General features: G+C 49.0%; 20 protein-coding genes and 1 other annotated feature. Of the genes, 18 read left to right on the top strand and 2 right to left on the bottom strand.

All coding sequences use genetic code 11. The annotated features are described in order from the left end of the window. Nucleotides 1–164 precede the first annotated feature (164 nt). From rsxC to V2546_RS10300, 6 genes are read left to right on the top strand one after another with little or no spacing between them, the layout of a single operon-like run. Nucleotides 165–1,493, top strand: coding sequence for an electron transport complex subunit RsxC (rsxC, locus tag V2546_RS10325; protein ID WP_021904897.1), 1,329 nt, complete (start codon nt 165–167; stop codon nt 1,491–1,493). Between the two features lie 12 nt (nt 1,494–1,505). Then, nucleotides 1,506–2,450: an RnfABCDGE type electron transport complex subunit D gene (locus V2546_RS10320; protein ID WP_015554661.1), complete on the top strand. Its 945-nt coding sequence runs from the start codon at nt 1,506–1,508 to the stop codon at nt 2,448–2,450. Then, nucleotides 2,437–3,054 (top strand): RnfABCDGE type electron transport complex subunit G, encoded by a 618-nt coding sequence (locus V2546_RS10315; RefSeq protein ID WP_015554660.1) that lies wholly within the window; start codon nt 2,437–2,439, stop codon nt 3,052–3,054. The genes V2546_RS10320 and V2546_RS10315 overlap by 14 nt, the downstream gene beginning before the upstream one ends. 13 nt (nt 3,055–3,067) lie before the next feature. Continuing rightward, nucleotides 3,068–3,901: an electron transport complex subunit RsxE gene (gene rsxE / locus V2546_RS10310; protein WP_015554659.1), complete on the top strand. Its 834-nt coding sequence runs from the start codon at nt 3,068–3,070 to the stop codon at nt 3,899–3,901. A gap of 15 nt (nt 3,902–3,916) precedes the next feature. After that, nucleotides 3,917–4,492, top strand: coding sequence for an electron transport complex subunit RsxA (gene rsxA, locus V2546_RS10305; protein WP_021904899.1), 576 nt, complete (start codon nt 3,917–3,919; stop codon nt 4,490–4,492). A gap of 13 nt (nt 4,493–4,505) precedes the next feature. Further along, the gene (locus V2546_RS10300) at nt 4,506–5,300 is read left to right on the top strand and encodes an RnfABCDGE type electron transport complex subunit B (RefSeq protein WP_117484145.1); all 795 of its coding nucleotides are present in this window, start codon (nt 4,506–4,508) and stop codon (nt 5,298–5,300) included. Nucleotides 5,301–5,518: 218 nt separating this feature from the next. Here V2546_RS10300 and arcC read toward each other — a convergent pair whose 3' ends face one another. Further along, nucleotides 5,519–6,448 carry a carbamate kinase gene (arcC, locus tag V2546_RS10295; protein WP_117552390.1) on the bottom strand — a complete coding sequence of 310 codons (930 nt, stop codon included), beginning with the start codon at nt 6,446–6,448 and terminating at the stop codon, nt 5,519–5,521. A gap of 407 nt (nt 6,449–6,855) precedes the next feature. On the opposite strand from arcC, the gene V2546_RS10290 reads away from it, so the two are divergent. Continuing rightward, nucleotides 6,856–7,875: a glycosyltransferase family 2 protein gene (locus V2546_RS10290; protein ID WP_215702480.1), complete on the top strand. Its 1,020-nt coding sequence runs from the start codon at nt 6,856–6,858 to the stop codon at nt 7,873–7,875. A gap of 181 nt (nt 7,876–8,056) precedes the next feature. On the opposite strand, the gene V2546_RS10285 is transcribed toward V2546_RS10290, so the two are convergent. Then, nucleotides 8,057–8,815 carry a sulfite exporter TauE/SafE family protein gene (locus V2546_RS10285; RefSeq protein WP_015554655.1) on the bottom strand — a complete coding sequence of 253 codons (759 nt, stop codon included), beginning with the start codon at nt 8,813–8,815 and terminating at the stop codon, nt 8,057–8,059. Between the two features lie 189 nt (nt 8,816–9,004). Next, nucleotides 9,005–9,278 (top strand) — a binding site (T-box leader). Nucleotides 9,279–9,454: 176 nt separating this feature from the next. On the opposite strand from V2546_RS10285, the gene leuS reads away from it, so the two are divergent. The 11 genes from leuS (at nt 9,455) to V2546_RS10230 (ending at nt 26,141) form a co-directional block, all read left to right on the top strand. Beyond that, the gene (leuS, locus tag V2546_RS10280; protein ID WP_329752260.1) at nt 9,455–11,866 is read left to right on the top strand and encodes a leucine--tRNA ligase; all 2,412 of its coding nucleotides are present in this window, start codon (nt 9,455–9,457) and stop codon (nt 11,864–11,866) included. Between the two features lie 304 nt (nt 11,867–12,170). Beyond that, nucleotides 12,171–13,766, top strand: a complete 1,596-nt coding sequence (locus V2546_RS10275) for an ABC transporter substrate-binding protein (RefSeq protein WP_329752259.1) — start codon at nt 12,171–12,173, stop codon at nt 13,764–13,766. Nucleotides 13,767–14,195: 429 nt separating this feature from the next. Then, nucleotides 14,196–15,791, top strand: coding sequence for an ABC transporter substrate-binding protein (locus V2546_RS10270; RefSeq protein ID WP_329752258.1), 1,596 nt, complete (start codon nt 14,196–14,198; stop codon nt 15,789–15,791). Nucleotides 15,792–16,077: 286 nt separating this feature from the next. Beyond that, nucleotides 16,078–16,965, top strand: a complete 888-nt coding sequence (locus V2546_RS10265; protein WP_329752257.1) for a MurR/RpiR family transcriptional regulator — start codon at nt 16,078–16,080, stop codon at nt 16,963–16,965. Nucleotides 16,966–17,232: 267 nt separating this feature from the next. Then, nucleotides 17,233–18,825, top strand: a complete 1,593-nt coding sequence (locus V2546_RS10260; RefSeq protein WP_329752256.1) for an ABC transporter substrate-binding protein — start codon at nt 17,233–17,235, stop codon at nt 18,823–18,825. A 202-nt stretch (nt 18,826–19,027) separates the two neighbouring features. Beyond that, a complete protein-coding gene (locus V2546_RS10255) occupies nt 19,028–19,960 on the top strand; it encodes an ABC transporter permease (RefSeq protein WP_118531963.1) in 933 nt (310 codons plus the stop codon). Nucleotides 19,961–19,972: 12 nt separating this feature from the next. After that, a complete protein-coding gene (locus V2546_RS10250; RefSeq protein WP_118531965.1) occupies nt 19,973–20,869 on the top strand; it encodes an ABC transporter permease in 897 nt (298 codons plus the stop codon). Nucleotides 20,870–20,882: 13 nt separating this feature from the next. Further along, a complete protein-coding gene (locus tag V2546_RS10245; RefSeq protein ID WP_117469695.1) occupies nt 20,883–21,887 on the top strand; it encodes an ABC transporter ATP-binding protein in 1,005 nt (334 codons plus the stop codon). Beyond that, entirely contained in the window at nt 21,887–22,843 is a 957-nt protein-coding gene (locus V2546_RS10240; RefSeq protein WP_329752255.1) for an ABC transporter ATP-binding protein, read from the top strand. Before V2546_RS10245 ends, V2546_RS10240 begins: the two co-directional genes overlap by 1 nt. Before the next feature lie 194 nt (nt 22,844–23,037). Continuing rightward, entirely contained in the window at nt 23,038–25,020 is a 1,983-nt protein-coding gene (locus V2546_RS10235; RefSeq protein WP_329752254.1) for a S9 family peptidase, read from the top strand. Between the two features lie 281 nt (nt 25,021–25,301). Next, nucleotides 25,302–26,141 (top strand): hypothetical protein, encoded by an 840-nt coding sequence (locus V2546_RS10230; RefSeq protein ID WP_329752253.1) that lies wholly within the window; start codon nt 25,302–25,304, stop codon nt 26,139–26,141. The last annotated feature ends 540 nt before the right edge of the window (nt 26,142–26,681 follow it).

The following is a 26,681-nucleotide window of genomic DNA, read 5'->3' as shown; positions in this document are numbered from 1 at the left end:
TTAAGTGGTCTCCTACCATATTTTTGTTTTTTTTTTGATACAAACGCCGAAAAAGGCCATTTCTGTTAAAAAGTTAACCGATTTCCAATTGTAGAAAAATTCCAAATATGCTATACTACGGTGTGATGGGTACTATGAAATTTTATAGAAAGAAGGTTTGTTAAATGGGTCTGAGCACATTTATAGGCGGCGTTCATCCTTATGAGGGAAAAGAACTGTCCGCAGATAAGCCGATTCAGGTGATCCAGCCGAAGGGTGAGCTGGTTTATCCTCTCTCCCAGCATATCGGTGCTCCGGCGAAACCACTTGTTGCCAAGGGTGACAAGGTCCTGGTTGGCCAGAAGATCGCTGAAGCAGGCGGCTTCATTTCCGCAAATGTTATCTGTTCCGTATCCGGTACAGTAAAGGGAATCGAACCGCGTCTGGTTGCGAACGGAGCAATCGTACAGTCCATTATCGTTGAGAACGATAACGAGTACACAGCAATCGAAGGTTTTGGCGAAAAACGCGATTACACAAAACTTTCCAAGGAAGAGATCCGGAATATCGTAAAAGAAGCCGGTATCGTAGGTCTCGGCGGCGCAGGTTTCCCGACCAACGTAAAACTTGCACCGAAGGATGACAACGCGATCGATCACATTATCGTAAACGCGGCTGAGTGTGAGCCGTATCTGACAAGTGACTATCGCCTGATGATGGAGCAGCCGGAGAGACTGATCGGCGGCATCAAAGTCATGTTAAGCATGTTCCCGAACGCGAAAGGCGTGATCGGAATCGAGGAGAACAAGCCGGAGGCGATCAAGCTTCTGGAAGGTCTCGTAAAAGACGAGCCAAAGATCACGGTATGTCCGTTAAAGACAAAGTATCCGCAGGGCGGCGAGCGTTTCCTGATCTATGCGGTTACAGGCGGACGCGAGATCAACTCCACGATGCTTCCGGCGGATGCAGGATGTATCGTAGATAACGTAGACACTGTTATTTCTATTTATAACGCTGTCTGCGAGAGCACACCGTTAATTCGTAAGATCATTACTGTTACCGGTGATGCGGTTAAGAATCCGCAGAACTTCCAGGTTCCGCTCGGTATGTGCTACCGCGAGATCCTTGAAGCTGCAGGCGGCTTTAAGGAAGAGCCGGAGAAGATGATCTCTGGTGGTCCTATGATGGGACAGGCATTGTTCTCTCTGGACATTCCGGTAATGAAGAACTCCTCTGCCCTGACCTGCTTCACAAAAGATCAGGTTGCGGCAAATCCGGAATCTCCGTGTATCCGCTGTGGACGCTGTATCGAGGTATGTCCAGGTCATGTTGTTCCGCAGATGATGATGGCGGCAGCAGAAAGAAATGATCTTGCCCTGTTCGAAAAATTAAATGGTATGGAGTGCTGCGAATGCGGTTCCTGTACTTTCATCTGTCCTGCCCACAGACCGCTGACACAGGCATTCAAAGAGATGCGTAAAGCCGTCATGGCAGCCAGAAGAAAGAAAGCGTAGGAGGTGTGACAAATGAGTAAATTATTAAACGTATCATCATCCCCTCACGTACGCTGCGGTGTTTCCACAAAGAACTTAATGTACGATGTGGCGATCGCAATGCTTCCGGCTACGATCTGGGGCGTGATGCAGTTCGGTATCTATTCCCTTATCGTTGTTGTTGCAACGGTTCTTTCCTGTGTACTCAGTGAGTACCTTTTTGAGACACTGATGCACAAGCCGGTTACCATCAGTGACGGCAGTGCCCTTGTCACAGGTATGATCTTAGGCTTAAATATGCCGCCGGCAATTCCGTTATGGATGCCGATTCTTGGCGGTGTATTTGCGATCATCGTCGTAAAACAGCTTTACGGCGGACTTGGTCAGAACTGGATGAACCCGGCTCTGGCAGCGAGATGCTTTATGCTGATCTCCTTTGCACAGGCTATGACAAAGTTCACAGACCCGGTAACAGACGCAGTTGCGAGCGCAACTCCTCTTGCGGCGATCAAAGCCGGTGATACATATGATCTTGCAGCTATGTTCATTGGTAAGATTCCGGGAACCATCGGTGAGGTTTCCGTAATTGCCCTTTTAATCGGTGCAGCTTACCTGCTCGTTAAGAAAGTAATTACGATCCGCATCCCGGCAGCATACATCCTTTCCTTCGCAGTATTCGCATTTATCTTCGGCCAGCACAATATTAACTACGTGCTCGCAGAGGTTTGCGGCGGCGGACTGATCTTCGGTGCATTCTTCATGGCTACCGACTATGTAACAAGCCCGATCACTGCAAAAGGACAGATCGTATTCGGTATCTGCCTTGGTATTTTAACAGGACTGTTCCGTATCTTCGGAAGCGGTGCAGAGGGCGTTTCTTACGCAATTATCTTCTGCAACATGCTTGTTCCGTTGATTGAGAAGGTAACTCTCCCGACAGCATTCGGAAAAGGGGGTAAGAAAAATGGCAGCAAGTAAGTCTGGATTCATGAAAGATGCCCTGATCCTTTTTGCGATCACCCTGGTTTCCGGTTTATGTCTCGGTGTTGTCTATGATGTGACAAAAGCTCCGATCGAGGCGGCTACCATCGCAGCCAACAATGCAACCTACAAACAGGTCCTTCCGGAGGCAGAGAGCTTCGATGACGTGGAAGGTTCCACAGAAAAGATCGCTGAGACAGCTGATGAGATCGCAAACCTCGGCTTCGGCGGCGTTGCGATCGAGTCCGTTCTCGAGGCAAAGGACGCAAGCGGCGAAGTAGTAGGACATGTGATCAACTCCCTGTCCAACGACTCCTACGGCGGAGCTGTCAAGCTCTCCATCGGCTTTGATGCAGACGGCACTATCACAGGTGTTGGTATCCGTGAGACAAGTGATACTCCTGGTCTTGGCTTAAAGGCAAAAGATGATGACTACAGAAATCAGTACGTTGGCAAGAACTGCGAGAGCTTAAGCGTAACAAAATCCGGTTCTGCGTCTGACACTGAGATCAATGCCATCAGCGGTGCCACCATCACATCAAACGCTACAACAAACGCAGTCAATGCAGCTTTATACTATCTGCATAACTGCTTAAACTAGGAGGTGGGCATTCATGAATAAATGCGTAGAACGTTTATATAACGGTATTATCAAGGAAAACCCAACCTTCATCCTGATGTTAGGTATGTGTCCGACTCTTGCGACGACAACATCCGCCATCAACGGTCTCGGCATGGGACTTTCCACAACAGCCGTACTGATGTTTTCCAACCTGCTGATCTCCGCACTGCGTAAGATCATTCCGGACAGAGTCCGTATTCCGGCATTCATCGTAGTCGTAGCCAGCCTGGTTACAGTCGTACAGCTCTTAATGCAGGGCTACGTTCCGTCCCTGTATGCATCCCTGGGTATTTATATCCCGCTTATCGTTGTTAACTGTATCATCCTTGGCCGTGCAGAGGCATATGCCTGCAAGAACGGTCCGGTTGAATCTTTCTTCGATGGTCTTGGTATGGGACTTGGATTCTCCCTTTCCCTTACCGTCATCGGTATGTGCCGTGAGCTCTTCGGTGCAGGTGCGATCTTCGGACACACCATCATTCCGGAAGCTTACCACATTTCCATCATCATCCTTGCACCGGGTGCTCTGTTCACTCTGGCTATGCTTTCCGCGATCCAGAACAAGCTCCGTCTTCCATGCGCGACCAACGGTGACGCACCGAAGTCTGACCTTGTATGCGGCGGTAACTGCGCAAGCTGTGCAGGCTGTGTCAGCATGACAAACCATGCTGCTCTTGCTGAGAAGAAGGCAGAGGAAGCAGCAGCCGCAGCGGCAGCAAAGAAGGCAGCAGCAGAGAAGGCTCTCGCAGCTAAGAAGGCAGCTGAGGCTGCAAAAGCGGCAGAGGCAGCTAAGACTGAAGCAGCAGACGCCGGCAAAGAAAATTAAGGAGGAAATGGAGAAATGAAAGAACTTTTATTGATCGCCATCGGTTCTGCCCTGGTGAATAACGTTGTTTTAAGCCAGTTCCTCGGTCTTTGCCCGTTCCTTGGTGTATCCAAGAAAACAGAGACAGCAGCTGGTATGGGCGCTGCAGTCGTATTCGTTATTACGATTGCATCTGCCTGCACAAGCCTTGTTTATGATTTCGTTCTCGTAAAGCTCCATATCGAGTATTTACAGACGATCGTATTTATCCTTGTAATCGCGGCTCTGGTACAGTTCGTTGAGATGTTCTTAAAGAAGAACATGGTAAGCCTTTATGAGGCACTCGGCGTATACCTTCCGTTAATTACAACAAACTGTGCGGTTCTCGGTGTTGCGCTGACAAACGTACAGAAGGGCTACAACTTCATTCAGAGTGTCGTAAACGGTATCGGTATTTCCGTTGGATTCCTGATCGCCATCGTCCTGCTTGCAGGTATCCGTGAGAAGATCGAGCACAATGATGTGCCGCACGCTTTCCAGGGATCCCCGATCGTCCTGATCACAGCAAGCTTAATGTCGATCGCTCTCTTCGGATTTTCCGGAATGATTTAAGGAGGAACGAGAGATGAACATGACAGGCATTATCATCGCTGCTGCGGTTGTCGGTATCGTCGGTATCGTCATCGGCGTACTCCTTGGAATCGCCAGCGAGAAGTTTAAAGTAGAAGTAGACGAGAAGGAAATTCTGGTTCGTGCAGAGCTTCCGGGCAACAACTGCGGCGGCTGCGGTTACGCAGGCTGTGACGCTCTTGCAAAAGCAATTGCAGAGGGCAAGGCAAAGGTTGACCAGTGTCCGGTCGGCGGCGCTCCGGTAGGAGAAAAGATCGCTGCGATCATGGGCGTTGAGGCTGGTTCCGCTGAGAAGAAGGTTGCATTTGTAAAATGTAAAGGTACCTGCGATAAGGCAACCGTGAAATACAACTATTATGGTATTGACGACTGTCACAAGATCGCAGATGCAGTTCCGGGCGGCGGCTCCAAGGGCTGTAACTACGGATGTCTCGGTTCCGGAAGCTGTGTGAAGGCATGTCAGTTTGACGCGATCCATGTTGTAAACGGTGTTGCCGTTGTCGACAAGGAGAAGTGTGTTGCCTGTGGTAAGTGTGCGGAGGCTTGTCCGCGTCACCTGATCGAGCTTGTTCCGTACAAGGCAAACCACCTCGTACAGTGCAGCTCCCACGACAAAGGACCGGCTGTCAAGAAGGTCTGCGAGGCAGGCTGTATCGGATGTACGCTCTGCACAAAGCAGTGTGAATTCGATGCGATCCATATGGATAACAACGTTGCTGTGATCGATTACACAAAGTGTACCGGCTGCGGCAAGTGCGCGGCGAAGTGTCCGGCCCATGTTATTATCTGATTGGGTAACAACTTGTAGAAAAATGAAAGACCCGCGGAAGGCAGAAATGCTTTCTGGCGGGTCTTTTTATGAAGGGATTTGTACGATTAGAAAAGTTGGGAAAACGTTATTTGAAAAAAAGATCCCAGGGAAGTTCAAATATAGAACTCCCAGGGATCATATTTTTGTTTCTTCCGGATTAAAATCAGATTGGCCTAAGTCAAATCAGAATGTATAGACTACTGGATCGTTGTGCCGCCCTTACCGGCTAATGCGCTCTTCGCACCGTCAAGGGAAGTGATGATCGCGCGTCGACCTTTTCCTGCGTTGATGAAGTCGATGGAGCTTTCAACCTTCGGCAGCATCGACCCTGTCTTAAAGTGGCCTTCCCCGGCATAGCGGGCTGCCTCAGCCGTTGTCATCTTATCGATGTTGATCGGATGGTCACTGCCGTAGTTTAATACGACATTCGGAACACCTGTGATGAACATCAGGACATCAGCGTCAAGCTCCTTCGCGAGAAGTCCGGCTGCGCGGTCTTTCTCGATCACAGCGCTGGCACCCTTTAGGTGGGAGCCCTGTTCCATAACCGGGATTCCGCCGCCGCCTGCAGCGATCACCGGCTGGTCAGCATCAGCGAGAGCGCGGATCGCGTCGATCTCAACGATTGCGACCGGCTTCGGAGCCGCAACGATACGGCGATAGCCTTCGCCTTCCTTCACAACGAAGTTGCCCTTTGCCTCTTCCTCCTTTGCCTCCTCGGCGTTCATCACACGTCCAACCACCTTCATTGGAGTGTAGGAGGACTCATCGTACGGGTCAACTGTAACCTGTGTTAAGATCGTAGATACAGCTTTGTAAATGCCGCGTTTGATAAGCTCGGAGCGGAGAGCGTTCTGGAGATCGTAGCCGATATATCCCTGGCTCATTGCGGAGCAGACAGACATCGGAGCCGGAGTGTAACCTTCGTGATTTTTCGCAAATTCATTTAACGCGGTGTGGATCATACCGAGCTGCGGAGTATTTCCGTGGGTGATCACAACCTGCCAGCCGTCCTGAATAAAATCAGCGATGGCTTTCGCTGTTTTTGTAACGGCTGTCTTCTGCTCCGGAAGGTTCGTTCCGAGAGCGTCATGTCCAAGTGCTAAAACAAGTCTTTTCTTTGCCATATCTAATACCTCATTTCTATTATGTACCGATATCGTCTGGGCAGATAAAATTGCGCGGGAGCCGCGGATAAGTTTTCTCCGCGGACCGGCACAAAACGGTCTGCGCCTGTGTATTTTCAGATATTTTACCATATTTTGATAGATTATGGAAGAAAAAACTCAAAGTTTTATGATTGAGTACAGGAGAAATTTCCTGAACTGAAAATTATATATGGCGCTGCGGCGGCAGAAGCTTACGGGATGAATTTTATGCCGGAATGAAAGAGAATTGAAAGAAATAATTTTTTGCATTTTCAGATAACTTATGCTAAAATAGGAACAACTGAGTCGAGAGATCACTGTGGCGTGCGCTCTGTGTGGCGGCAGTGAATGATCCCCAACACGGGGAACGTAAGGAGGAAACAATTTTGAAGCTGTTATCGATAGCAATTCCATGCTACAATTCAGCGGCGTATATGGAAAACTGTATCAAGTCTCTGCTTCCGGGCGGAAACGAGGTGGAGATCCTGATCGTGGATGATGGTTCCACAAAAGACAATACGGCGGAGATCGCTGACCGTTATGAGAAAGAATATCCGGGTATCTGTAAGGCGATCCACCAGGAGAACGGTGGACACGGCGCTGCGGTTAACGCGGGATTAAAGGCCGCGACCGGAATCTATTTTAAGGTTGTGGACAGTGATGACTGGGTAAATGAGCAGGCCTACAGGCAGGTGCTCGACACCCTGCGCCGCTTTGTTTACGGAAAAGATACCCTGGATATGCTGATCACAAACTTTGTCTATGAGAAACAGGGCGCGAAGCACAAGAAAGTCATGAACTATAATCTGGCGCTTCCGAAGAACGAGATCTTTACCTGGAGCGATGTGAAGGTGTTCGTTGCAGGACAGTATATCCTGATGCATTCTGTCGTTTACAGAACGGAACTTTTGAGAGACTGTAAACTGGAGCTCCCGGAGCACACATTCTACGTGGACAATATCTTCGTCTACGAGCCGCTCCCGCATGTACATACGATGTACTACCTGGATGTGAACTTCTACCGCTACTTTATCGGCCGCTCCGACCAGTCTGTCAATGAACAGGTCATGATCGGAAGAATCGACCAGCAGATCCGCGTGACGAAGCTGATGCTTGGCTACTATGATGTGACGAAGATCCAGAATAAGAAGCTCCGCCACTATATGGTCCGTTACTTAGAGATCATGATGGTCATCTGCTCGATCCTCGCGATCAAATCCGGCAGCGAGGAGAATATGGCAAAGAAGAAAGCGTTGTGGGAAGAGTTAAAGAAATCCAATCCGGCGCTCTACCTGCGCCTCCGCTGGGGCTTCTTGGGACAGGGCATGAACCTTCCGGGAAAAGGCGGAAGATCCCTCTCCATCGCGGGATATAAGATCGCGCAGAAGTTCTTTGGATTTAACTAAGTGCCGGGAGATCGAGATCAATGAAAAATGGTACTACTTCAACCCGATCCCGGACGGAAGCTGGGATGGAAAGCGCAGGCAGTTTCCGGCTTGGTAAGAGGGAAATAGCGGGAAAACGGATACGGTTGAATGGATGATAGTAAACGAGCGTGCCTATGTAAAATAAGCACGCTCGTATCATTTACTTTCCAAGAACAATTTTCACGATCAGCACTGTGACCACGCAGATCATCACCGGCCGGATGATCTTCGCGCCGTTTTTGATGGCGAAGCCGGCACCGATATAGTTTCCGAGAACGTTGCTTACGGCACATGGGATCGCGATCATGTAGAACACATTTCCGGAAAGGATATAGGAGAGAAGCGCTGTGTAGTTGGAAACGATCAACGTGAGCTTCGCGTTTCCGGAGGCAGTGCGGACATCGTATTTTAAAAGAAACGTGAAGAGCAGCATGGCGATCGTACCGCCGCCCGGCCCGTAGAGGCTGTCGTAAAGACCGATGGTCATTCCGATGAAAAGGGCGCGGAGCACATTCGGCAGGATCAGCGGCTTTTTCGTATCGGTATAGTTCCAAGCGTTCTTCATAAAGATCACGAGGACCGCGGTGAGTGGAAGCAGTACCATTAACATCGAGCGGATCTGTTCCTCTTTGAGGTAAAAGATGATTCTGGTTCCGAGCATGGAGCAGAGGAACGAGGTCACTGCGCTGATCAGCGTGATCTTAAGGTCGAGACAGCCGTTTTTAAAGTATTTCCATGCCGCCACGGTGCTTCCGAAGGCGCACTGGAACTTGTTGCAGCCGTAAACATAGTAGATCGGCATTCCGCACATCATATAAGCCGGAAGCGCGATCAGGCCGCCTCCTCCGGCGATAGAGTCTATAAATCCCGCAATGAAGAGGAGCGGGCAGAGCCAGATCAGATTATGGATGTATTCCATGGATATCCCCCTTGTATTTTGGCGGCGGGCAGAAAAATGCCGCAATACCGCTTTTTCTGATAAAATTCAGGCAGAGACCTGTCCTTCCATACTATATAAGAATTTTCAAAAAGTCAATCGGTTTTCTGCAGAATCGAACCGTGCATGACACCTTGACAGAACCGGGATTCTATGGTAAATTTATTGAGTTAAAATGCGTCGAAGAGGAACAGTAAGAGAGAAGACGGGGTACAGAGAACTGCCGGGCGGTGCGAGGCAGAGTCCAGAAGCTTTCCGAACTCGCCTCGGAGCAGCATGCTGAAAGAGCGGGCAGGGCAGCGGGAAAACGAAACGCTGTCTGCGGATATCCTCAGATAGGCATTGCCGGTTTCCGCCGTTATCGGAAAATGAGTGCATACGGGTGAAAGCCCTGTATGAAATAGAGTGGTACCGCGTGAGAATCTAAGTCCCCCACGTCTCTATAAAATTATGATAGAGATAGAGGGACTTTTTTGTTGCCCGGCAGCCGGAAAAGCGGTCAGGCAATCGAACAGGACCGGGCAGCTCCCGGATTCTGGTAAATGCAGCGGCGGCGGTCGAAATCCGCGGAGCGTATTTTTGTACCGCCTTCAACGATATGAAATGGAGGAGAAAAGCGTCATGGCACAGTACAACCACACCGCCATTGAGAGCAAGTGGCGTGAGAACTGGGAAAAGAATCCGATCAATGTCAATGATGGAAAGAAAGAAAAATATTACTGCCTGGATATGTTCCCGTATCCGTCCGGCAGCGGACTTCATGTAGGTCACTGGAGAGGTTATGTAATCTCCGATGTATGGAGCCGTTATCAGTTATTAAAGGGAAAATATGTGATCCACCCGATGGGCTGGGACGCGTTTGGTCTTCCGGCTGAGAACTACGCGATCAAGATGGGCGTTCATCCGGCAATCTCCACAGCGTCAAATATCAAAAATATCAAACGCCAGATCAACCAGATCGCAGCGCTCTATGACTGGGATATGGAAGTAAACACGACAGATCCGTCCTTCTACAAATGGACCCAGTGGATATTCGTACAGATGTTCAAAAAAGGTCTTGCATACGAGAAAGAATTCCCGATCAACTGGTGCCCGTCCTGTAAGACAGGTCTTGCAAATGAGGAAGTTGTAAATGGCTGCTGCGAGCGCTGCGGCACACCGGTTACAAAGAAGAACCTCCGCCAGTGGATGTTAAAGATCACCGCATACGCAGACCGTCTCTTAAACGACCTCGACAAGCTCGACTGGCCGGAGAAAGTTAAAAAGATGCAGACAGACTGGATCGGTAAATCCTACGGCGCAGAGGTAAACTTCCCGGTTAAGGGACGCGATGAGAAGATCACCGTCTACACAACAAGACCGGATACACTTCACGGCGCGACATTTATGGTTCTCTCCCCGGAGCACAAGCTCGCGAAAGAGCTGGCAACGGACGAGACAAGAGAAGCAGTAGAGAAGTACATCTTCGACGCTTCCATGAAGTCCAACGTAGACCGTCTCCAGGGCAAGGAAAAGACAGGTGTATTCACAGGCTCCTACGCCATCAACCCGTTAAACGGCAAAGAGGTTCCGATCTGGCTGTCCGACTATGTACTTGCTGACTACGGTACCGGTGCCATCATGTGCGTACCGGCACACGACGACCGCGACTTCGAGTTCGCAAAGAAATTTGGTCTCCCGATCATCCAGGTCATCGCCCAGGATGGCAAAGAGATCGAGAATATGACAGAAGCTTACACAGACGCGAAGGGAACCATGATCAACTCCGGCGAGTGGAACGGCATGGAATCCTCCGTATTAAAGAAAGAAGCTCCGCACATCATCGAGAAGATGGGTATCGGTAAAAAGACTGTCAACTACAAGCTCCGTGACTGGGTATTCTCCCGTCAGCGTTACTGGGGCGAGCCGATCCCGATCGTTCACTGCCCGAAGTGCGGCAATGTTCCGGTTCCGGAAGACCAGCTTCCGTTAAAACTTCCGGAGGTTGAGAGCTATCAGCCGACCGGTACCGGTGAGTCCCCGCTTGCGGCGATCGACTCCTGGGTAAACACCACATGCCCGTGCTGCGGCGCTCCGGCAAAACGTGAGACAAACACAATGCCTCAGTGGGCTGGTTCCTCCTGGTACTTCTTACGTTATGTAGATAACAAGAACGACAAGGAACTCGTATCCAAAGAGAAAGCAGACAAGTACCTTCCGGTAGATATGTACATCGGCGGTGTTGAGCATGCCGTTCTTCACCTTCTGTACTCCAGATTCTACACGAAGTTCTTATATGATATCGGAGTGATCGACTTCGATGAGCCGTTCAAGAAGCTGTTCAACCAGGGTATGATCACCGGTAAGAACGGCATCAAGATGAGTAAGTCCAAAGGAAATGTCGTTTCCCCGGATGATCTCGTAAGAGATTACGGCTGCGACGCGTTAAGAATGTACGAGCTCTTCGTTGGACCGCCGGAGCTTGATGCCGAGTGGGATGACAGAGGAATCGAGGGCGTTGCCAGATTCTTAAACCGTTTCTACAATCTTGTGATGGACAGCAAGGACAAGGATATCAAGGAGACAAAGGAGATGGTGAAACTCCGCCACAAACTTGTCTACGATATCGAGACACGTTTCAACCAGTTCAGCCTGAATACGGTCGTATCCGGATTCATGGAGTACTGCAACAAGCTCATAGACGTTGCGAAGAGAGAGGGCGGAATCGACAAGGAGACATTAAAGACATTCGTGATCTTACTGGCTCCGTTCACACCGCATCTTGGCGAGGAACTCTGGAGAGAACTCGGCGGCACGGACAGCGTATTCCATGCAACATGGCCGGAGTGCGATGAGGAAGCAATGAAGGACGATGAGATCGAGGTTGCCGTACAGGTTAACGGTAAGGTAAAAGCGGTCATCATGGTTCCGGCTGACATCGCAAAAGAGGATGCGATCGCTGCGGGTAAAGCTGCGGTAGAAGGAAAGATCACCGGAAACATCGTGAAGGAGATCTATGTTCCGAAGAAGATCGTAAATATTGTTGTAAAATAAAAAGTAATGATTCAGCAGGTCTGCGCATCTGCTGCGTCAGATTGAGGCATTGAAAGCCGCTTCCTAAGCAGAAACGGCTTTCAGTGCCTTTTTTGCTTCTACGAGTCAATAAAGACATATGTTCCTTGCACGTGTACATAATGTCGAAAAACAGAAAATAAATTATACAAAATAAACAAAATAATCGTAAAAGTGTGAATTTAATTGACAATAAGTAACAAATGGTGATATTCTTATTTCATAAATTTTGAGAAGGACAGTGCAGATGAGATACCTGTCTGAAAATAAGAGGGAGGATATGCGAATGAAAAAACGAACAGCAGCGAGGTCGATGGCGGCACTTATGGGGGCAGCAATGGTGCTCACAGCCTGTGGAGGTGGAAACACTACAGCTCCTACGACAGGTGCTTCTTCCGGCGGAGAGACTCAGACAGCTTCTGAGAGTGCAGAAAGCGGGAAGATCACAAAAACAGATATCGTTGTCGGTCAGGCGTCGGATATTGTTACGCTTGATCCTGCGGGACAACAGGATACGACTTCGGGTGTGCTGATGAAACATGCGTACAGTACGCTTTTAGACGTTGATAATGAAGGAAAGGTGGTTCCGGATCTGGCAGAAAGCTATGAGATGAAGAGCGACACGGAGTATGTGTTTAAACTCCGCGAGGATGCCTGCTTCTGGGACGGCACTCCGGTGACAGCTCAGGATGTTAAATTTTCTCTGGATCGCGCGAAGGGAATGCCGAAGACAAAGTCGAATACCTCAAAGATCGAGGAGGTTACCGTAAATGGGGATCATGAGGTAACGATTAAACTGACAGAGCCGTATGCAGCATTTAAAACAATCGTAACACAGCACAACCTGAGTATCCTTTCAGAGAAAGCCGTGACGGAAGCGGGAGATTCATATGGTGATGTGGATAATCTTCTCGGATCAGGGCCATTTAAAGTAACAGAGTGGGTGCCAAACGATCATTATACTCTTGTAAGAAACGATAATTATTGGGGGGAGATGCCGATCGCAACCTCTATTACCTGTCGTGTGATCCCGGAAGGAAGTGCCCGCACGATCGCTCTTGAAGCAGGAGAGATTGATGTTGTCTGGAGCGTAGATCCGACAGACTGCGCAAATGTAGAGTCAAATCCCGAAGTAAAACTTCTTTCACAGCCGTCAACAGGTATTGACTACGTGGGAATGAACACCCAGAAAGAAAAGTTTTCTGATAAAAGAGTCCGTCAGGCTATCAACTACGCCCTTGACAAGCAGGCCTTCGTTGACACGATCATTGAAGGTCGCGGTCTTGTAGCAAACAGCTATATCAATGCAGCAATCCCGGGATGGACCGATGAAGTGGGAGCTTATCCGTATGATCCGGAAAAAGCGAAAGAATTGTTAGCGGAAGCCGGATATCCGGATGGATTTGAATGCTCGATTTTTGTAAATGGCGATCTCCGTACCCGTTCTGCACAGATTCTTCAGGCTCAGCTTGCGGATGTAGGAATCAAGGTTGACATTTCCACATATGAGTGGGGTGCTCTTCTTGATACTTTAAATGCAGGCGAACACGAAATGTTTCTTCTTGGCTGGTCCAACACGAGCTTTGATCCGGACGGTAGTACCTATCAGTTATTCTATTCTGGAAATCATGGTGCAACCGGAAACCGCGCATTCTTCTCAAATGACAAGGTTGATGAACTGATCCTTTCTGCACAGCGGGAGAGCGAAGAGTCAAAACGTATGGAACTTTACAAAGAGCTCCAGTTTGTACTTCATGAAGAATCTCCGTGGTGTCCGTTATACTACAAAGAGAATAACGTTGGTGTGCGCGCAGACTTAAAGGGATTTACTCTTCATGCAGGCGCACAGCATTATCTTGGTAACTGCCATTACGAAGAATAGATACAGCGAAATCAGGAGCATTCAAATCGTTTTATAAATTTCTGATAATATAAATATTCAGAGAAATTTGGGGGCGGGATCTTTTTGATCCCGCCCTTTTGAGAAAATAAAGGATAAAACGATCCATCTGAAGATACGAAGACCGGAAAGCGTTAGCATTTACTATACATAGCAGAAATCCCGCTTTGTTAATTTTGAACAAATTGTAAACAGATTATGGCTATAGAATTGCTGAAACCAAATAAAATAAACAAATTAAACAAAAAATGCGCAGAAAGGAAAACTTTATTGACAAAAATATTAGAAAATGATATCCTTTAATCATGAAATTCAGAAAAGAGTGTATATATAGGTATAGTAAATATTTACATTCACGGATTACCAATAACACTCTGACGAATCAGAAATAACTTGAAGGAGGGCATGTGAATGAAAAAAAGAACAGCAGCGAGATCGGTGGCAGCCGTTGTCGGAGCAGCAATGGTGCTGACAGCGTGCGGAGGCGGAAACAATGCGGCGGCAACGACCGCGGCGGCAGGCGGCAGTGAGACTCAGGCGACAGCGGAAAGCTCCGGCGGCGGAAATATCACAAAGACAGATATCGTCTTTGCCCAGGCCTCTGACGTCGTGACCCTGGATCCGGCAGGACAGCAGGATACCACTTCCGGTGTACTTATGAAACATGTGTACAGTACCTTGATGGATATCGATGATGATGGCAACCTTGTTCCGGATCTGGCAGAGAGCTACGAGATGAAGAGTGATACAGAATATACCTTCACCCTGAGACAGGACGCATGCTTCTCTGATGGCACGCCGGTTACAGCGAAGGATGTAAAGTTTACATTTGACCGCGCGAAGGATATGCCGAAGACGAAATCCAATACCTCCAAGATCGAGGAGGTTATCGCGGATGACGATCAACATGTTACCTTCAAACTGACACAGCCGTATGCAGCTTTTAAGACGATCATTACAAACAGCAACTTAAGCATCGTCTCCGAGGCAGCGGTCACAGCGGCGGGAGAGTCCTACGGTGATGTTGACAATATTCTCGGATCCGGTGAGTTCACGGTTACAGAGTGGGTTCCGAACGATCACTACACCCTTGCAAGAAACGAAAAATATTGGGGTGAGATGCCGATCGCTACAACGATCACCTGCCGCGTGATCCCGGAGGGAAGCGCCCGCGCCATTGCCCTTGAGGCAGGAGAGGTCGATCTTGTATGGAATGTTGACGCGACAGACTGTGCGAACATCGAGGCAAATCCGGATGTAACGCTGTTGAGCCAGACGTCTTCTTCCATCGAATATCTCGGTATGAATACGACAAAAGAGAAATTCAAGGATGTGAGAGTCAGACAGGCGATCAATTACGCGCTGGATAAACAGGCATTTGTTGATACGATCATTGAGGGTCGTGGAACTGTAGCAAACAGCTACATCAATTCGATGATCCCGGGCTGGACCGACGAGGTGGAAGCTTATCCGTATGATCCGGCGAAGGCGAAGGAGCTTCTTGCGGAAGCCGGCTATCCGAACGGATTCGAATGCAAGATCTATGTAAACGGCGACGTTCGTACCCGTTCCGCCCAGATCATTCAGGCCCAGCTTGCAGAGGTTGGAATCACGGTTGATATCTCTACCTATGAGTGGGGCGCTCTTCTCGATTCCTTAAATGCAGGTGAGCATGAGATGTTCCTCCTCGGATGGTCGAATTCAAGCTTCGACGCGGATGGAAGTACTTACCAGTTATTCTATTCCGGAAACCATGGAGCAACCGGTAACCGTGCATTCTTAACTGATGATAAAGTCGATGAGCTGATCATCAACGCGCAGAAAGAGAGTGACGACACCAAGCGTATGGAGTTATACAAAGAGCTTCAGGTATATCTCCATGAGATCTCCCCGTGGTGTCCGTTATACTACAAAAATGACAATGTCGGTGTCCGCGCAGACTTAAAGGGATTCAAGCTTCACAAGGGCGCAACGCACTACCTTGGCAACTGCCACTATGAAGATTGATAATATTTAAAATGTGAAAGACGGGGGCAGGCATGAAGGTGTCTGCCCCTTTTCAACGACACGCACCCGTGCGAAGATGCAGATCGCCGCAAACGGCCACACGGGATGCCCGGAGGTGTAAGAACCCATTCTTTGAAAATTACACAAAAAATACTGGAAATGCATGGAATGTTCGGTTATAATGTCACTATCATGTATAGTAAGATGTATAGTGAATTATAACTATTCAGAGAATTCGCTGATAAAATAGGGATAGGGCTGAATAGTAAAACAGGAGGAGATGAGCATGGGAATTCTCGAAGAAGTAAACGCAAGCTATGAAAAACTCAGCCCGGTTCAGAAAAGGATCGCGGATTTTATCTTCAAATATCCGGATCAGGTCTGCTTTTACTCCCTGAAAGAGCTTTCGGAGACACTGGGTGTGACGGAGGTGACCATATTAAGGTTCACAAAGAAGATCGGGGCCCAGAGCTTCGTGGAGATGAAGAACCGTCTGCGGGAGCATTTGCAGACGAGACTGGTCCATGGGGACGGTTTGAACAGGATCGCGGATCATGTGGGCGGGATCCGGTTCGGTGATCACGACAAGGAGGAGATGTTCCAGGAGTTCGTCGCGAACGAGAAAAATGTGATCGCGAAGACCTTTGAACAGGTCTCCTTAAAGGATATCCTCTCCGCTGTGGCGATCATCAGGCAGTCTCGGAAGATCTATGTGGTGGGGAGCGAGCTGGTAACTGGACTCTGTGCCTATACAACGAGAAGACTCCTGACGTTGGGGCTGGAGGCGCTCGACCTCTCGAATCTGAGCCGGGCTCTCTACAATAATTACCTGGCCCACGCTACACCGGAGGACTGCGCGATCATCTTTTCCGCACCCGGATACGCGAAACATATCGTGAATACCGCAAGGTATCTCGATAAGAAGAAGATCCCGCAGATCGCCATCACGGATCAGAGGACTTCACCGATCGCGTCCTACGGAACGACCGTTTTTACCTGCAATAACCACGACCTGTTCTTTTATAATTCCGTGATGGGATATATGTCTGTGGCGAATGCCCTGATATATTTTGCCGCCATGGATAACCCGGAGGAGACGAATAAACGCCGTGGGCGCCTCTCGGAAGTGAGAAGTGCGATCGGCAGCATCGACTTCGTTAAAGACGGTTTATAGGCAGTGGATCTTCGGATAGTTCAACCTATTAGCTTAATAGGAGTATAGTAAATACAATACAAAAAAGGTCACAGCAATTTGTGAAAATTGCTAAAACAACCCCTTGTAAATTGAATTTTATTGACAAATATGTTCAAAACTGTTATTCTTGGTCTATAAGAACGAACTAAGTACTGCATGACGGGTATAGTGAATACTGACATATGCTACCGTTATGAAGTACGACCGCTGTGGGGAGCGGAAGAAAATAACAGGAGGAATTTGTGAATGAAAAGAAGGGGTATTGCAAGAACAACAGCAATGGCAATGGCAGCAGCTATGATCCTTACAGCCTGCGGAGGAGGGAACGCTGATCAGTCTACAAACGCACCGGCAGGCAGCAGCGCGCAGACAACTACCGATAACGGCGGAAGCGGCGAGATCACAAAGACGGATATCGTTGTGGCTCAGGGTGCAGATGTTGTAACACTGGATCCGGCAGGACAGCAGGATACCACATCCGGAGTACTGATCCATCACGTATACAGCACACTGATGGATATCGACGATGACGGTAACCTTGTTCCTGATCTGGCTGAGAGCTATGAGATGAAGAGTGATACAGAGTATACCTTCAAGCTCCGTGAGGATGCATGCTTCTCAGACGGAACACCGGTAACGGCGAAGGATGTAAAGTTTACGTATGACCGTGCGAAGGATATGCCGAAGACAAAGTCCAATACTTCAAAGATCGCAGAGGTTATCGCTGACGATGATTACCACGTAACCTTCAAGCTCACACAGCCATATGCAGCGTTCAAGACGATCGTTACCCAGACAAACTTAAGTATCGTTTCTGAGGCAGCTGTCACAGCAGCAGGCGATGCTTACGGCGATGTGGAGAATGTACTCGGATCCGGTGAGTTCACGGTTACGGAGTGGGTTCCGAACGATCACTACACCCTTACAAAAAACGAAAAATACTGGGGTGAGGAACCGATCGCAACCTCCATTACCGTCCGCGTAATCCCGGAGGGAAGTGCAAGAACGATCGCTCTTGAGGCAGGAGAAGTCGATCTTGTATGGAACGTTGACCCGACAGACTGTGCGAATGTGGAAGCAAACTCCGACGTAGCGCTTCTTTCCCAGCCGTCTTCTTCCATCGAGTATCTCGGAATGAATACAACGAAAGAGAAGTTCTCCGATGAGAGAGTCCGTCAGGCAATCAACTACGCACTGGATAAGCAGACCTTCGTTGATACGATCGTTGAGGGACGTGGAACTGTAGCAAACAGCTATATCAACTCCACGATCCCGGGCTGGTCTGAAGAGGAGGAAGCTTATCCGTATGATCCGGAAAAGGCAAAAGAGCTCCTTGCAGAAGCAGGTTATCCGAATGGATTTGAGTGCAACCTCTATGTAAACGGTGACGTTCGTACACGTTCCGCGCAGATCGTTCAGGCACAGCTCGCTGAAGTTGGAATCACCGTTGATATTTCTACATATGAGTGGGGCGCATTCCTTGATTCCTTAAATGCAGGCGATCATGAGATGTTCATCCTCGGATGGTCCAACACAAGCTTTGACGCAGACGGAAGCACCTACCAGTTATTCTACTCTGAGAACCATGGTGCGACCGGTAACCGTGCATTCTTAACAGATGAGAAGGTCGATGAGCTCATCATCGCTGCTCAGAAGGAAAGCGACGATACCAAGCGTATGGGTCTCTACAAGGAGCTTCAGGATCGTCTCCACGAGATTTCCCCGTGGTGCCCGTTATACTACAAATACGATAATGTTGGTGTCCGCGCAGACTTAAAAGGCTTCAAGCTTCACAAAGGCGCACAGCATTACCTTGGCAACTGCCATTACGAAAAATAATATCTGATCCCCAAAAGGACAGAGTCCATGCAAAAACAGGGTACGGGTCACGAAAAGGGATCCGTACCTCTTTCCAGAATCCGGTGAAAACCCGGAAAACATTCCAGAAACCCTGAGACAAGGATCCGGAACTTCGGCCCCGACAGACGGGTTTCGGAAACACAAAAAACAGCCGCGGGATGCGGTAGATTGGATGGTGTGCATGAGCAAATATGTGTTAAAGAGACTTGCGATGCTGATCCCGGTACTGATCGGCGTAACCTTCATGGTTTATTTCATCTTAAGCCTTTCACCAGGTGATACAGCAGCGATGATCGCAGGTGAGTCGGCAGACGCAGAGACGATCGAAGCGACAAGAAAAGACCTCGGACTTGACCAGCCGGTTATCGTTCAGTACGGAAAATATATGCTGAACCTTCTTCACGGCGATATGGGTAAATCCTACAAGACAAAACGTGATGTTTTCCCGACGATCATGGCTGCATTCCCGAATACAGCAAAGCTTGCGTTCTGGTCAATCCTGGTAGCAGTAGCCATCGCGCTTCCGATCGGTATCATCAGTGCCACGAGGCAGTACAGTATGGTCGATAATGTGGGTATGGTCGCCGCCCTATTGGGTGTCGCGACGCCAAACTTCTGGCTGGGCCTGATGCTCATTATCGTATTCTCCTTAAACCTTGGATGGCTTCCATCCGGCGGTATGGGATCCTGGAAGAACTACATTATGCCGGCGATCACCCTTGGTACCGGCGACGCAGCACTGATCTGCCGTATGACGCGTTCCTCCATGCTTGAGGTCATCCGTCAGGATTATATCCGTACCGCGAGAGCGAAGGGTGTGCCGGAGAAAATGGTGATCCGGAAACACGCATTAAAGAATGCACTGATCCCGGTCGTTACCGTTATCGGACTTCAGTTCGGTTCCCTTCTTGGCGGCGCGACTCTTACCGAGACTGTATTTGCATGGCCTGGCGTTGGCCGTCTCCTGGTAGACTCCATCAAGAGTAAAGATGCCCCGTTAGTCCTCGGCGGCGTTATCATGATGACGATCACCTTCAGTATCGTAAACCTTTGCGTGGACATTCTCTACGCTTTCATTGACCCGCGTATCAAAGCGCAGTATAAGAAAAAATAAGGAGGAAAGCGTATGGGAACATCAAAGAATCAGGAAGCGGCGTCCGGCGCGACTGTAAAGAAGCGCGGCCAGTTCAAAGAGATCTGGCGCCGCTTGAAAAAGAATAGAATGGCAATGATCGGTCTTGGAATCGTCGTTTTCCTCGTACTGATCTCCATCTTTGCAGATTTCCTGTTCGATTACAATACCGTTGTTATCAAGCAGAACACAGCCATCCGTCTCCAGACTCCGAGTGCAGCTCACTGGCTCGGAACAGATGAGTTCGGACGCGATATTCTGGCACGTCTTGTTCACGGATCAAGAGTATCCTTAAGTGTCGGCGTTGTAGCTGTATCCATCGCACTTCTGATCGGTGGATCCTTAGGAGCGATCGCAGGCTTCTACGGCGGAAAGATCGATAACGTGATCATGCGTATCATGGATATCTTCCTTGCAGTACCGAGCCTTCTTCTTTCCATCACGATCGTATCCGCACTTGGACCGAGCATCTTCAACTTAATGCTTGCCATCGCGATCTCTTCTGTGCCTGGCTACGCGCGAATCGTCCGGGCTTCCGTCCTTACCGTAAAGGATCAGGAATTCGTAGAGGCGGCGAAATGTATCGGAGCAAACAACTTCGAGATCATTTCCTCCCATATTCTCCCGAACTGTATGGCACCGATCATCGTTCAGGTATCTTTAAAGGTTGCATCCGCGATCCTTTCTACATCCGGCTTAAGCTTCCTGGGCCTTGGCGTAAAGGCTCCGACACCGGAGTGGGGCGCAATGCTTTCCGGCGGACGTGCTTACTTAAGAAACGCTCCGCACCTGACCATATTCCCGGGTATTGCGATTATCATTACGATCCTTTCCCTGAACCTGTTAGGCGATGGTCTTCGTGATGCATTAGACCCGAAACTGAAGAAGTAGGGAGGACAAAATATTGGAAGATAACAAAAACTTAATTCTTGATATTAAGGATCTTGTGATCCATTATGAGACCGATGACGGCGTTGTAGAGGCGGTAAACGGCATCGATATCCAGTTAGAGCACGGAAAAACATTAGGACTGGTAGGAGAGACCGGATCCGGAAAGACAACAACCGCTCTTTCAATCCTGCGTCTCGTTCCGGACCCGCCGGGAGTTATTAAAAACGGTTCCATCCTTCTTGACGGAAAAGATATCTTAAATATGCCGCAGAAGGAGCTGGAGGCGATCCGTGGAAATACCGTTTCCATGATCTTCCAGGATCCGATGACATCCTTAAACCCGGTGCTCACCGTCGGTGACCAGATCGCCGAGGTTATCAAGCTCCATGATAAGATCAGTGAGAAAGAGGCTGAACAGAAAGCCGGCGATATGCTGGAAGTGGTAGGTATCCCGAGAGAACGTTTCGGTGAGTATCCGCACCAGTTCTCCGGAGGTATGAAGCAGCGTGTCGTTATCGCTATGGCTCTTGCCTGTAACCCGAAGCTTCTTCTTGCCGATGAGCCGACAACCGCTCTCGATGTGACGATCCAGGCACAGGTTCTCGAGACAATGAAGGATTTAAGAAAGAAATTTGGTTCCGCGATGATCATGATCACCCATGATCTGGGAATTATCGCAGAGGTCTGTGATGAGGTCTCCGTTGTATACGCGGGACAGATCGTTGAGCATGGAACTCTGGAAGATATCTTCAACCACACCATGCACCCATACACAGAAGGTCTTTTCGGTTCCCTTCCGAACATTGAAGACCGCAAGGCGAGACTTCAGCCGATTCCGGGCCTGATGCCGGATCCGACAAACCTTCCGAAAGGCTGCCCGTTCTCCCCGAGATGTAAGTACTGCACAGAAGCGTGCAAAAAAGACAGACCGGAAAAGAAGTGGGCGAGCGATACGCATTATGTGCGCTGCGTCCGCTACGAAGAGCCGGGATTTTCCATTGAAAGGAGTGAGCAGTAATGGCAGATACGATCCTTGAAGTAAAACACCTGAAAAAATATTTCAACACTCCAAAGGGACTGCTCCATGCGGTCGATGACGTGAACTTCACTCTGGAACGTGGAAAAACCCTCGGTATCGTAGGTGAGTCCGGATGCGGTAAGTCCACCACAGGACGTTCGATCTTACGTCTCATCGAGCCGACTGCCGGTGAGGTCATCTTCGATGGTGAGGATGTATGTAAAAAGAATAAAAATGAACTCCGTCTCTTAAGACGTGACATGCAGTTGATCTTCCAGGACCCGTACGCGTCCCTTGACCCGAGAAAGACAGTCAGTGAGATCATTGCTGAGCCGTTAAAGCTCCAGAAGCTTATTACGGACCCGAAAGCCCGTATGGATCGAGTGCGTGAGCTGATGCAGGTCGTAGGTCTTGCAGACCGCCTGATCAATACATACCCGCATGAGCTTGACGGTGGCCGCCGCCAGCGTATCGGTATCGCGAGAGCACTTGCGATGAAACCGAAGCTTATCGTCTGCGACGAGCCGGTTTCTGCCCTTGACGTATCCATTCAGGCACAGATCTTAAACCTGATGCAGGATCTTCAGGAACAGATGGGATTGACCTATATCTTCATCACACACGACCTTTCCGTTGTCAACCACTTTGCGGATGATATCGCGGTTATGTATCTTGGACAGCTCATCGAGAAAGCTCCGTCTGAACAGCTTTTCGATAAGCCGACTCATCCGTATACACAGGCTCTGCTCTCTGCAATTCCGGTACCAAGCCTGAAAAAGAAGAGAGAGCGTATCATCTTAAAGGGTGAGATCACTTCCCCGATCAACCCGAAGCCAGGTTGCCGTTTTGCTGCCCGCTGTCCGTATGCGACAGACCGCTGCAGAAGCGAGGAACCGGTGCTCCGCGAGATCGAACCGAATCATTTCGTGGCATGCCATCTGACGGAAGGCAAATAAGGAGACATTCGTATGCCCCCGCCGGTATTCTGGCGGGGGTATTTTGTGTAATAGGAAATGCCGACAGAAATGGATGCAGTGGATGCTGTGCAGGGCTGTGAGGGCAGCTTCTTTTGTAAGTATAATAAATTTGACAGGGAAATGATCCTGCGATAAAACTACATATATAAAAAGGAAAGAGAGGACCTGGAACCATGAAACAGATCGATATCAGAGACTTTACAAATTATCATTATCCTACGATCTTTATCCCGGCACCGGATGGAAAGCACGCGGTGATGGCGGTGGTGGATGCCAACGAGAAGGACAACTGCTATGAGTCCTGCTTATGGCTCTATGATATGGAGACAAAGAAAACTTCCAGACTGACAGGCGGAAAGAAAGAGCGCACCTTCATCTGGATGGATTCCGAGACGATCCTCTTTATTGCGGACCGTGAGAAGACTTATCAGGAAAAAGCGAAGAATGAGGAAGACTGGACCTGCTTCTACACCCTGAACATCCATGGCGGTGAGGCACAGTTCGCGTTCGCTGTTCCGTATAAGGCAGTGAAGATGAAAAAAGCCGGAAAGAAACTTGTCCTCACAGTGAAATATGATTACAACAAGCCGGATCTCTCCCACATGGAAGAGGGCGAGGAGAAGAGAGCTGCTTTAAAGGCGTGGAAGGACGAGAAAGACTATGAAGTCTTCGATGAGCTTCCGTTCTGGGCGAATGGTCAGGGCATTGTAAATAAGAAGAGAACGAGACTTGCAATCTATGACATGGAGAGCGGTTCCTGTGAGATTGTGACTCCGGATTACGAGAATGTCGAGAGCTCCTGGGTCGAAGGCGATGATACGATCCTCTATGTTTCCAGCCTTTACACGGATAAAAAGGATGTCTACCAGGGATTAAAGCAGTATACGATCTCCACGGGTGAGTTAAAGACTCTTGTAGAGCAAAAGGATATGAGCATCGATTACGCGTGCATCCTCAAGGGAAAAGTAACCTTCTTCGGTTCCTACATGAAAGAATACGGCTTTAATGAGAATGACAAGCTGTATACGGTGGAGAACGGCAGGGTAGAGCTTCTTTCCGACTATGATGACAGCGTCCACAACTCGATCTGCTGCGACTGCAAGTTTGCGGACGGAGCTTCCGCGATCCATGACGACGACAAGATCTACTTTATCGCGACGCTGCGAAAACAGAGCGTGATTCGTACCTTTGACGCTGAGGGTCACATGGAGACGATCGTGGACCGTCAGGGAAGTGTCCACACACTGGCGAAGTCCGGCGATACCGTCTACTTTACCGGAATGCGCGATATGGGACTCATCGAGTGCTACGCGTTTGACGGAAAAGAGGAGACGAAGCTCACTTCCTTTAACGACGCGGTGATGGCGGAGAGAAGTGTTTGCCCGGTTGAGGAGTTTACCTTTACATATAAAGATCTGGAGCTGGACGGCTATGTGATCAAACCGGTGAACTTTGACCCGAATAAGACATATCCGGGAATCTTAACGATCCACGGCGGTCCGCGGGCAACCTTCGGACCGACGTTCTTCCACGAGAGCGAGGTATTTGCGAATGCCGGATATTTCGTATTCTTTACGAACCCGCTTGGAAGTGACGGACGCGGAAATGAGTTCGCAGACATCACCGGAAAGCACGGCGGAATCGACTTTGAATGCTGCATGGCACTCACAGATGAGGTATTGAAGCGCTATCCGCAGGTTGACGAGAAGCACCTGGGCGTTATGGGCGGAAGCTACGGTGGCTTCATGACAAACTGGGTGATCGGAAACACCACTAGATTCGCGGCGGCCTGCTCCCAGAGAAGTATCTCCAACTGGGTATCCAAGTGCATGACCACCGATATCGGATACTACTTTAACATGGACCAGATCAAAGCAGACCCGTGGAACAGTCCGGAAAAGATGTGGCAGCACTCCCCGTTAAAATACGCTAACATGGCTAAGACCCCGACCCTCTTTATCCAGTCGGACGAAGACTACCGTTGCTGGATGGGCGACGCGATCCAGATGTTCTCCGCGTTAAAATACTTCGGCGTTGAAGCCCGCATGTGCCTCTTCCATGGCGAGAACCACGAACTTTCAAGAAGCGGTAAGCCGAAGCATAGGATCCGCAGAATGACGGAGATGATGGAGTGGTTTGAGAAGTATTTGAAGTAAGATGGCAGACAACAGAAAAATCAGCAATTTATATTAAAGGAAAGAGGCTGTCCGAAAGGGCAGCCTTTATTATGGAATTTTTGTGGCAAAATTTCGTCAGTGTAGATTTTTCAGTGACAAGCGGTGTAAAGTATGGTACGATACATATAAGCGTGGGTCTGTCTTTACAGATCCCGGAAGGAATTCGATTTTATATCCGGTTTTCGAAAAACGTGATCCCTGTGGGAATGCGAAAGCAGTAAGCTTTGAGGCGGGACCGGATCAGAGAAGGAGATTTTTGCATGCGGAAACGCTTATTTGCGATAGTTCTTGCGCTGACAGCAGCAGTTGGGATTTCTGGCGGTACTGCGTCTGGCGCAGTAAGATCTGCGCAAGTCGATACGATCACGATGGACGCAGAGATGCCCGATGATGAGGTAGAGGTAGACCTCGGCTGGAAAACCCAGCAGGATAAAGGACGCTGGATCGATAAGATGGGGATTGGTGACGATGTAAACAGCCTGCTCCTGATCATCAATAATCTGGACACCGAAACAGATACAGTAAAAACAACAAAAGATCGTACCTCCAGCGAGAAGGTTGTCCGCGCGAAGAGAAAACAGCTTCCGGGGAACTCGAGACTTCTCTACCTCTCGAGAACGGATACCGGTTGGCAGGAAAATTTTTCGGTCAACTGCTATGTTTCCGGCGGACAGGAGGATGACTCCGAGGTGTATGGTGTTTACCGTCTGGAGAGTACCTTCGGAAGTGAGAATGACCCGGGCAGTCTTGCACCATACCGGAAACTTACGGAAAATGATTACTGGATCACGGATCCGGAAGCAGACGGTTTCGGCGTGATCGCCGGAAAGAAGCCGGAAGGACTTCCGGCGGCTCAATTTGTCAATCTGGAAGCAATGCGTGCTTTTTCTAATTTTGGAATGATATTAAAACCGGAGGAGGGCGCGGAAGGGTATCCGGCTCTGGTGGTAAACTGCCAGCAGTCCGGTGCGAAGAACAGATCTCTCTGCGGGATCCAGCTCGCCCAGTCCTATGTGAGAATGCTGATCCAGTCTATGGATTCCGGGACCAGAATCATGATCGCCGGGGAAGTAGAAGATCTGGAAGATATGGTGAACTAAATAAGAAGAGAAAGATGCCTCATGGATACAGTAACGATATCCGGAGGCATTTTTTGTGTAATAGGAAATTCCGAGGAATTTCCTATTACACAAAAGGCACTAACGCGCCAATGGTGCGCACCCGCGCGAAGATGTAGATTGTCACAAGCGACCGCGCGAGACAAGAGAATGTGCCAAGGCGTAGTCTATTTTTATGATTGGAAAATTCAAAAAGTTCCCTATGGCACAGAGACATATTATAAAAAGACACATTATAATAGGAAGAGAAGCAGGACAAAATCTGTCGCTACACGGATAACAGCTCTGAAATTTCACTGAACGGAATGGATAAAATCCATCAAACTTTATGTATTTAGTACAGAAATCGACGCGAATGGGCAAAAAAGCTGACTTGAAAAAGTAAATTCCAGTGCAAAAGTAAATTCCACCGCTCTTTTAAAAGTTGCTTATAATCTAGTGATTTTTAAGAAGAAAAGCGGAATCTATGCTATAATACAAGTAATCTATGGCGAAATTTTCTGTTTTTCTGTATGGCAAACA

The sequence above is a fragment of the Clostridium sp. CM74B_53 genome, from assembly GCF_036318045.1.
Lineage (GTDB): Bacteria > Bacillota > Clostridia > Lachnospirales > Lachnospiraceae > Pilosibacter.
The sequence above is the reverse complement of the archived record's forward strand: the minus strand, read 5'-3'. Positions and strand labels throughout refer to the sequence as shown.